The 9,252-nt window shown below is 75.9% G+C and carries 8 protein-coding genes; 4 read left to right on the forward strand and 4 right to left on the reverse strand.

Annotated features, from left to right (window positions below; translation table 11 throughout):
- Positions 1–97: 97 nt before the first annotated feature.
- Together ccrA and mce are read right to left on the reverse strand one after the other, a co-directional pair.
- Positions 98–1,429 carry a crotonyl-CoA carboxylase/reductase gene (gene ccrA, locus ABD994_RS24405; RefSeq protein WP_345421592.1) on the reverse strand — a complete coding sequence of 444 codons (1,332 nt, stop codon included), beginning with the start codon at positions 1,427–1,429 and terminating at the stop codon, positions 98–100.
- A 90-nt stretch (positions 1,430–1,519) separates the two neighbouring features.
- Positions 1,520–1,978: a methylmalonyl-CoA epimerase gene (gene mce / locus ABD994_RS24410; RefSeq protein WP_345421595.1), complete on the reverse strand. Its 459-nt coding sequence runs from the start codon at positions 1,976–1,978 to the stop codon at positions 1,520–1,522.
- A gap of 98 nt (positions 1,979–2,076) precedes the next feature.
- Between mce and meaB the strand changes: the two genes are divergently transcribed.
- Positions 2,077–3,027 (forward strand): methylmalonyl Co-A mutase-associated GTPase MeaB, encoded by a 951-nt coding sequence (meaB, locus tag ABD994_RS24415; RefSeq protein ID WP_345421598.1) that lies wholly within the window; start codon positions 2,077–2,079, stop codon positions 3,025–3,027.
- A 79-nt stretch (positions 3,028–3,106) separates the two neighbouring features.
- Here the strand turns inward: meaB and ABD994_RS24420 are convergent, their stop codons facing one another.
- The gene (locus ABD994_RS24420) at positions 3,107–4,009 is read right to left on the reverse strand and encodes a M56 family metallopeptidase (protein ID WP_345421601.1); all 903 of its coding nucleotides are present in this window, start codon (positions 4,007–4,009) and stop codon (positions 3,107–3,109) included.
- Positions 4,010–4,040: 31 nt separating this feature from the next.
- Positions 4,041–4,469, reverse strand: a complete 429-nt coding sequence (locus ABD994_RS24425) for a BlaI/MecI/CopY family transcriptional regulator (RefSeq protein ID WP_345421604.1) — start codon at positions 4,467–4,469, stop codon at positions 4,041–4,043.
- Between the two features lie 88 nt (positions 4,470–4,557).
- Between ABD994_RS24425 and ABD994_RS24430 the strand changes: the two genes are divergently transcribed.
- The 3 genes from ABD994_RS24430 to ABD994_RS24440 form a co-directional block, all read left to right on the forward strand.
- Complete coding sequence (locus ABD994_RS24430) at positions 4,558–6,000, forward strand: cytochrome ubiquinol oxidase subunit I (protein WP_345421607.1); 1,443 nt, start codon at positions 4,558–4,560, stop codon at positions 5,998–6,000.
- A 10-nt stretch (positions 6,001–6,010) separates the two neighbouring features.
- Positions 6,011–6,973 carry a cytochrome d ubiquinol oxidase subunit II gene (gene cydB / locus ABD994_RS24435; protein ID WP_345421610.1) on the forward strand — a complete coding sequence of 321 codons (963 nt, stop codon included), beginning with the start codon at positions 6,011–6,013 and terminating at the stop codon, positions 6,971–6,973.
- Positions 6,970–9,252: ABC transporter transmembrane domain-containing protein (locus ABD994_RS24440; protein ID WP_345421612.1), on the forward strand; the 2,283-nt coding region annotated here is incomplete at its 3' end. The genes cydB and ABD994_RS24440, both read left to right, overlap by 4 nt.

Here is a 9,252-nt window from a genome sequence, read left to right on the forward strand (position 1 = left end):
GGTCACGGTACCGGCGGGGCCGGGTACCAACCACGGACGGGTGACCGCGACACGGCCACCCGCCCGGGCGACACGCCGTCGTGTGCCGAGTCCGTCATCACACCCCGCGGAAGCGGTTGATCGCCTCGAGGTGCTTCTCGCGCAGCTCCGGGTCCGTGACGCCGAGACCCTCCTCGGGCGCGAGGCACAGCACGCCGACCTTGCCCTGGTGGGTGTTGTGGTGGACGTCGTTCGCCGCCTCGCCGGTGTCCTCGAGCGCGTAGCTCCGCGAGACCGTCGGGTGGATCTTGCCCTGGGCCACCAGGCGGTTCGCCAGGTAGGCCTCCTTGTAGTTCGCGAAGTGCGAGCCGATGATCCGCTTGAGGTTCATCCACAGGTAGCGGTTGTCGTACTGGTGCATGAAGCCCGACGTCGAGGCACAGGTGACGATCGTGCCGCCGCGCTTGGCGACGTAGACGCTCGCGCCGAAGGTCTCGCGGCCGGGGTGCTCGAAGACGATGTCGGGGTCGTCGCCGCCGGTCAGCTCACGGATCTTCTGCCCGAACCGCTTCCACTCGCGGGGGTCCTGGGTCTCGGGGTCGGACCAGAACCGGTAGCCCTCGGCGGAGCGGTCGATGATCAGCTCGGCGCCCATCTTCCGGCAGATCTCGGCCTTCTCCGGGGAGGAGACGACGCACACCGGGGTGGCGCCACCGTTGAGCGCGAACTGCGTGGCGTACGAGCCCAGGCCGCCCGAGGCGCCCCAGATGAGGACGACGTCGCCCTGGGTCATGTTCGCGCCGTTGTGGCTGACCAGCTGCCGGTAGGCGGTGGAGTTGACCAGCCCGGGGGAGGCGGCCTCCTCCCAGGTGAGGTGGTCGGGCTTGGGCATGAGCTGGTTGGTCTTGACCAGCGCCAGGTCGGCCAGGCCGCCGAAGTTGGTCTCGAAGCCCCAGATGCGCTGCTCGGGGTCCATCATCGTGTCGTCGTGGCCGTCGGGGCTCTCGAGCTCCACCGACAGGCAGTGTGCGACGACCTTGTCGCCGGGCTTCCACATCTGGACGCCCGCGCCGGTCTTGAGCACGACGCCGGCGAGGTCGGAGCCGACCACGTGGTAGGGCAGGTCGTGGCGCTTGGCCAGCGGCGAGATGCGGCCGTAGCGCTTGAGGAAGCCGAACGTCGAGACCGGCTCGAAGATCGAGGTCCAGACGGTGTTGTAGTTGATGGCGCTGGCCATGACGGCGACCAGCGCCTCGCCGGGTGCCACCTCCGGGGTGGGCACGTCGTCGAGGTGCAGCGACTTGCGCGGGTCCTTCTCCCGCGAGGCCATCCCCTCGAACATGTCGGCCTCGTCGGCGTGGACGGTGATGCCCCGGTACGAGTCGGGCACCGACAGGCCCGCGAGGGCGTCGGTCTCGTCGGCGAGGATGGCGTCGCGGATGTCCTGCACGTTCTGCCTCCGGGTCTGGTGCGTCGGAGCGAGGCTACCGACGGGTAACGGCCGCGGGGGACCGGGTTGTGACGAGTCCGTTCGGGCGAATCAGTGGTCGGTGGCGGGGTCGGCGGGCTCGACGAGCTCCACCAGCACGCCGCCGGCGTCCTTGGGGTGCACGAAGTTCACGCGCGAGCCGGCCGTGCCGCGGCGCGGCGCGTCGTAGAGCAGGCGCAGGCCCTTCTCCCGCAGGGCGGCGGCGCTGGCTTCGACGTCGGTCACCCGGTAGGCGACCTGCTGCAGGCCGGGGCCGTTGCGGTCGATGAACTTGGCGATCGTCGACGACTCGTCCACCGGCGCCAGCAGCTGCACCGCGGGGCCCGCGTCGTCGCCGGGGGCGTGCAACATGGCCTCCCGCACGCCCTGCTCGGCGTTGACCTCCTGATGCGTGGCCACGAGCCCGAGGTTCTCCGCGTACCAGGTGATGGCGGCGTCGAGGTCGGGCACGGCGATCCCCACGTGGTCGATCGTGGTGATCCCGCTCGCGGCCAGGTCGTCGTTAGCCATGGCGGGCAGGGTAACCATCTGAATCGAAGTATCCGCTCCGTGACGCAGCGCACGCTCGATTTATCAAGCACCTGGTGCGATCGGTACCGTCCCGCGCCGTGGACCTGGACCGGCTGGTCGCCGACGCGCGCGCCGGGGTGCCGCGCGCGGTCGGCCGGCTGATCTCCCTGGTGGAGGACGGCAGCCCGCGCCGGCGCGAGCTCGCCGCGACGCTCGCGCCGTACACCGGCCACGCCCGGGTCGTCGGGCTCACCGGCTCGCCCGGGGTCGGGAAGTCGACGACGACGTCCGCGCTGGTCACGGCCCTGCGCGCCGACGGGCGGCGGGTCGGGGTGCTCGCCGTCGACCCCAGCTCGCCGTTCTCCGGCGGGGCGCTGCTCGGCGACCGCGTGCGGATGGGCGAGCACGCGACCGACCCCGGCGTGTTCATCCGGTCGATGGCGACGCGGGGCCACCTCGGGGGCCTCGCCGCCGCGACGCCGCAGGCGCTGCGCGTGCTCGACGCCGCCGGGTGCGACGTCGTCCTGGTCGAGACGGTGGGTGTGGGCCAGTCGGAGGTCGAGGTCGTCGCCCTGGCCGACACGACGGTCGTGCTCCTCGCCCCCGGGATGGGGGACGGGGTGCAGGCCGCGAAGGCGGGGATCCTCGAGGTCGCCGACGTGTTCGTCGTGAACAAGGCCGACCGGGACGGCGCCGACGCCACCGTGCGCGAGCTCCAGCACGCGATGTCGCTGCAGCGCCGCGAGACCGGGCCGTCGTGGCGCCCGCCGGTGGTGCGCACGGTCGCCGCGTCGGGGCAGGGGATCGACGACCTCGTGGCCGCCCTCGACGCCCACCACGCCTGGACCGCCGAGCACGGCCGGCTGGCCGAGGGACCACGCCGGCGTGCCCGCGCGGAGATCGAGGCCATCGCCCTGGCCGAGCTGCGCGGCCGCATCCGCGCCCTCGCCGGCGCCGGGTCCCCGGACCGGCTGGCCGAGCGGGTCGTGGCCGGCGAGCTCGACCCGTTCGCCGCCGCGGACGAGCTCGTCGCCTCGGTCCGCGGCTAGTTCGCCGGAGCTCGGCGATTACTGGCTGGTATCGCTCGCCCAGCGAGCGATACCAGCCAGTAACCGCTGATTCGCGGGATCAGCGCAGGAAGCCGGCCGCCGGCAGGGCCTGGGACAGCCACGGGATGACGACCGCGACGGTCGGGACCACGACGACCGCGGCGGCCACGAGGTAGGTACCGGTGGCCAGGGCCGGCCCGCCGCAGCGGTGGGCCCGGACCCGCTCGAGGCGGGCGGCGACCTCGGCGTCGCCCGCGGCCACGAAGGCCTCGAGCGCGCCGGCCATCGCGGCGTCCGAGCAGCGGGCGCGCCCGGCGTCGTCGGCGAGCATCTCGAGGAGCAGCCCGACGGCGTCGCGGGCCTGGCGGCTGCGCACGAGCACGGGGAAGGCCTGGTGGAGGGCCACGAAGCCCTCGCGGACCAGGTCGTGCCGGGCGTCGAGGTGGGCCTGCTCGTGGGCGAGGACCGCGCGCAGCTCGTCGTCGTCGAGGGTGTCGAGCGCGCCGTCGGTGACCACCACCCGCGGTGCCCGCCCGGGCACGCAATAGGCGAACGGCACGGCGCCGTCGAGCACGCGCAGCACCGTGCGCGCGCCGAACCCGCCGAGGGCGGCGCTGCGCTCGGCGCGGTCGAGCAGGTCGACCATGTCGCGGTGGCGGGCCCGCCGCCGTCGCGTGCGCACGGCCAGCAGGGCGAGGACGCCGAGCAGGCGCAGCACGATCAGCCCGGCGACGGTGGCCGCGACGACGACCGCCACGACCATGGGCGTCCCGCGGCGGTCCTCGGGCCCGAGCGCGCGCAGGAGCTCCTCCGGCGCGGCGAGAGCGCTGCCGACGGCGGCGAGGACCGCCGCGAGGGCGATCGCCTGCCACAGCACGATGGCCGCCCGGGGAACGCGCTGGGGCCAGCGGGCGCGCGCGAGCACCGAGGGGACGGGGCCGGCCAGCAGGAGCGCCAGCACGGCCAGCCACACCGAGGCCATGGCACGTCAGTCTGGTGCCGGAGCGGTCAGATCACGAACCGGGGCCGGTGTCCTCGCCGTCGACGCGCGGCTCGGGCACCTCCGGCAGGGGCCTCGCGGCCGGGGCGGGGGCGTCCCGGAGGGCCGCGCGCAGGGCGGCGGCCTCCTCGGGGCCCACGCGGTCGACGAAGGCGACGAGGGCGGCGGTGCGGTCCTCGCCGACGTCGCCGAGCGCGTCGAGCATCAGCGAGGCCGCGAGCTGCTCCCGCGTGGACGCCGCGGCGTACCGGTATGCCTTGCCGTCGCGCTCCTGGCGGACCACGCCCTTCTTCGCCAGGCGTCCCAGCACCGTCATCACGGTGGTGTACGCCAGCTCGCGCTCGAGGCGGTCGTGCACCTCGCGCACCGTCAGGGGGCCGGGAGCGGCCCACAGCTGCGCCATGACCGCGCGCTCCAGCTCACCCAAGGCCACGTCACACATCCTAGCGAGGGATCCCCTTGCCAACGCAACCCGTCGTACTACGCTGAGTCGTAGATACGACGTGCTGTCGTAGGTAGGAGGGTCGACGATGACCGCCGTGGAGCTGTCCCGGCTGCAGTTCGCCGTCGTGACGGTGTACCACTACCTGTTCGTCCCGCTGTCGATCTCGCTGGCGACGCTGACGGCGCTGCTGCAGACGTTCGCGTACCGGCGCCCGGACGACGCCCGGTGGCCGCGGCTGACCCTGCTCGCCGGCAAGCTCCTCATGATCACGTTCGCGGTCGGCGTGGTCACCGGCCTGGTGCAGGAGTTCCAGTTCGGGCTCTCCTGGTCGGCGTTCGCCCGCTTCTACGGCGACGTCTTCGGCCCGACACTCGCCGTCGAGGGGATGCTCGCGTTCTTCCTCGAGGCGACGTTCCTCGGGCTGTGGTGGTTCGGGCGCGACCGGCTGCGCCCCGCGCTGCACCTGGCCACCATCTGGGTGGTCGCGGTCGGCACGCTCATCTCGGCCTACGTCATCCTCGCCGCGAACGCGTTCATGCAGCACCCGGTGGCCTACACGCTCGACCCGGCCACCGGCCGCGCCCGGCTGGGCAGCTTCACCGACCTGCTCACCAACGAGGTCGTCCTCGCCGCCTTCCCGCACACCATCGCCGGCGCCTTCGCGGGCGGTGGGGCGCTGTTGCTGGCCGTGGGGGCGTATCGCGCGCGCCGGGAGACGAAGCGAAGCGGAGCTCGACCCGTCGAGGAGGCCGACCCGGATGGCGCGTGGCGGCTGTTCACCCGCGTCGGGGCGTGGACGACGCTCGCCGGCGGCGTCGCGGTGGCGCTCACCGGCGACCTGCTCGGCAAGGTCATGACCGCGGTGCAGCCGATGAAGATGGCGGCGGCCGAGGCCCTCTACGCCACGCAGGCGGGGGCGCCGTTCTCGCTGTTCGCGGTCGGGGCGCCGGGGGCGAAGGAGCCGTTCTTCTCGCTCGACGTGCCCTGGCTGCTGTCGTTCCTCGCCACCGGCGACCCGACCGCGACCGTGCAGGGCATCGACGACCTGCAGGCGCAGTACGTCGCGCAGTTCGGGCCGGGGGACTACGTCCCGGTCGTCCCCGTCGCCTACTGGAGCTTCCGCTTCATGATCGGTTTCGGGGTGCTGGCGACGGTCGTGGCGGCCTGGGTGCTGTGGCGGACGCGGCGGGGTCGTGCGCTGGACGGCGCGCACGTCGCCGACCGGTGGCTGCTGCGGTTGCTCTGGACCGTCCCGGTGCTGCCGGCGCTCGCCGCGACGTTCGGCTGGCTGTTCACCGAGACGGCTCGCCAGCCCTGGCTCGTCTTCGGGCTCTTCCGCACCGCCGACGGCGTCTCGCCGGGCCTGACGCCGATCGAGATCGTCGCGTCGCTCGCCGGGTTCGCGCTGGTCTACGGGGCGCTGGCCGTCGTCTGGGTGCGGCTGGTGCTGCGGGTGACGCGCGCGGCGGAGGACCCGGCCCCCGACCCCGCCGAGGAGCCCGACCGCCCCCTCGTCCCGTCCTACTGAGGAGCCCGCGATGGACCTCCCGACCCTCTGGTTCGCCCTGGCGGTCACCTGCTGGGTGCTGTTCTTCGTGCTCGAGGGCTTCGACTTCGGCGTCGGCGTGCTCGCGTCCGCGCTCGGGCGCGACGACCACGAGCGCGCCGCCGGCGTCACCACGATCGGGCCGGTGTGGGACGGCAACGAGGTGTGGCTGGTCGCCGCGGTCGGCGTCACGTTCGCGGCCTTCCCGGACTGGTACGCCGCGCTCCTGAGCGGGCTCTACCTGCCGTTCGTGCTGGTCCTGCTCGCGCTGGCGGCGCGCGGGGTGGCCCTGGAGTTCCGCGGCAAGGGCGGCACGGCCGGCTGGCGCGCGGCCTGCGACGGCGTCCTGGCGGGCGCGTCGCTGGTGGTCGCGGCGCTGTGGGGCGCTGTGCTCGGGGTGCTGTCGGCGGGGCTCGCGCTGGGCGCCGACGGCGAGGTCGCGGGCGCGGGGCTCGGGCGCTCGCTGGCGCCGCTGGTGTCGGGGCCGGCGCTGCTCGGGGCCGTGCTCGGCGTCGCGGTGGCGCTGGTGCAGGGCGCGACGTTCCTCGGGCTGCGCACGACCGGACCGCTGCGCGGACGTGCGCGGACGGCGGCGCTGGTTGCGCTGGTGCCGGTGGCCGCGGTCGTCGCGGTGGTGCAGGTCTGGTGGCTGGCGGCTGTGGTCGTGGTGGCCGGGCTCGTCGCCGCCCGCCGGGAGGTGCTCGCGTTCGCCGCGGCGTCGCTGGCCGTGGCCGGCGGCGTGGTGGCCGTGCTCGCCGCGCACCTGCCCGTGGTGCTGCCCAGCACCCTCGACCCGGCCGCGTCGCTGACGATCGCCTCGGCCGCCGCGGGCCCGGAGGCGCTGCGGCTGATCACCCTCGCCGCGGTGGTCGTCCTGCCCGGCGTCGTGGCCTACCAGGCGTTCTCGTACTGGGTGTTCCGGCGGCGCGTGGCGAGCGAGCGGGTGGCGTCGTGAGCACCGTGAGGGGCCCGGTCGACCCTCGGTTGCTGGACCTGGCCCGGGGCGCCTGGGTGGGCGTGGCCGGGCTCGTGGTCGTCGGCGTGCTCCAGGCCGCGGGGACGGTCGCGGTCGCGCTGGCGGCCGCGACGGTCGTGACGGCCCTGGTCACGGGCCCGGGCCAGGTGCCGCACGGCGCCGTCGCGGTGCTGGCCGCGGTCGTGGTGGCCCGCGCGCTGCTGGCCTGGCTCGAGCCGTGGCTCGCCGCCCGGACCGGCGAGCGGGTGGTCGAGCGCGAGCGGGAGCGCCTGCTCGACCGGCTCGCCCACGACGACGACCCCCGGATCGTGCCGCTGGCCGCCCACGGCGTCGACGCGCTGCGCGGCTGGTTCACCGCGACGCTGCCGGCGCTGGTGCTGGCCGTCGTGCTCCCGCCGGCGGTGCTCGTCGTCATCGCACTCGCCGACCCGACGTCGGCGCTGGTCGTGGCCGTGACGCTTCCGCTGGTGCCGGTGTTCGCGGTGCTGCTCGGGCGGGCCGCGCGGGGGCGGGCGCGGCGGGAGTGGGCGGCGGGGGAGCGGCTGGCCGGGCACTTCCTCGACACCGTCGCCGGGCTCGCCACGCTGCGGCTGTTCGGGCGGGCGGACCGGGCCGTCGCGTCCGTCGCGGCGCTCGGCGAGCGGCACCGCGCGGCGTCGGTGCGGGTGCTGCGGGTGGCGTTCCTGTCGTCGACGGCGCTGGAGCTCCTGGGGACGTTCTCGGTCGGGCTCGTCGCGGTCGGGGCCGGGGTGCGGCTGGTCGAGGGCACGGTGGCGCTGTGGCCGGCGCTCGTCGCGATCCTGCTGGCCGGCGAGGCCCACCGGCCGCTGCGGGAGGCCGGCGCGCGGTTCCACGACAACGCCCGCGCCACGGCGGTGCTCGACGAGCGGGACGCGCTCGCCGCGCCCGCCCCTGGCGCTCTCGCGCGGGCGTGGACCGCCGGCCCGGCCCGGGTCCGGGTGGGCGACCTCGCCGTACGCCACCCTGACCGCGCCGACGCCACCCCGTCCGTGCCGGCCTTCGACGCCGCCGGCGGCGAGCTCGTGGTCGTCGCCGGGCCGTCCGGGGTGGGCAAGACGACGCTGCTGCGGGCGGTGGCGGGCACGCTCGACGACGCGTCCGCGGCGCGCGGCTCCGTGACGGGGAGCGGGCACCTCGTCGTCCTCGGCCAGGACCCCCAGCTGCCCCACGCCGCGACGGTCGGCGAGGCCCTGGCCGGCGCGTCGCCGGAGCGCCTGCGCCGGCTGGGGCTCGACCTCGACCCCGCGACGCCGCTGGCCGAGGCCGGGCGCTCGCTGTCGGCCGGCCAGCGCCGCCGCCTCGCCCTGGCGCGCGTGCTGGGCGACGCCGACCGCGACCCGGCCGGCACCGTCGTCCTGCTCGACGAGCCCACCGCGCACCTCGACCCCGACGCCGAGCGCGCCGTCGTCGCGGAGCTCCGGGACCTCGCGGCCCGGGGTGCCCTCGTGGTCGCCGTCGCCCACCGCGCCGCCCTGCGCGCCGCCGCCGACCGCGTCCTCGACCTGGTCCCTCCCTCGGGAGCGAGGGACTCCTCGGCTCCGCCGGACACAGCGAGGGACGCCCTCGCTCCTCACGCCGGCGCCGCGCCCGGTGGTGCGAGGGAGTCCCTCGCGCCCACACCGGGGCGGCGACGGCGCGGGCTGGCGGGGGCGGTGGGGCTCGGGGCCGGGGCGGCGGTGGCCGGCGTCGCGCTGACGGCGTCGGCGGCCTGGCTCATCGCCCGGGCGGCCGCGCAGCCGCCGATCCTGACGCTCTCGATCGCCGTGGTCGCGGTGCGGGCCTTCGCGATCGCCCGGCCGCTGCTGCGCCACCTCGAGCGGGTCGCGGCGCACGGCGACGGGCTCGCGCGGGTGGTGGGCTGGCGCCGCGGGGTGGTCGCGGCCCTGGCCCATCGCGTGCCGGGCGCCGTGTCGGGCCGGCGCGGGCACCTGCTCACGCGGGTGGTCGACGACGTCGACGTGCGCCTCGACGGCCTGGTCCGCGGGGTCCTGCCGCTGGCCGTGGCGGCGCTCGCCCTGCCCGCTCTGCTCGGTCTCGCGGCGCTCGCGAGCCCGGCACTGGCCGGCGCGCTGCTGCCCGGGCTCGCGGTCGCGGTGCTCGCCGCACCGGCCCTCGCCGCGGCGGCCGCCCGGCGGGATGCGCCCGCCGTCGAGCGGGGCCCCGCCGCCCTGCGCGCGGCGGCGGTGGAGACCCACGCCGCCCGCGACGAGCTCACCGTGCGCCGGGCGCTGCACGAC

It is taken from the genome of Actinomycetospora chlora (genome assembly GCF_039542135.1).
Lineage (GTDB): Bacteria > Actinomycetota > Actinomycetes > Mycobacteriales > Pseudonocardiaceae > Actinomycetospora > Actinomycetospora chlora.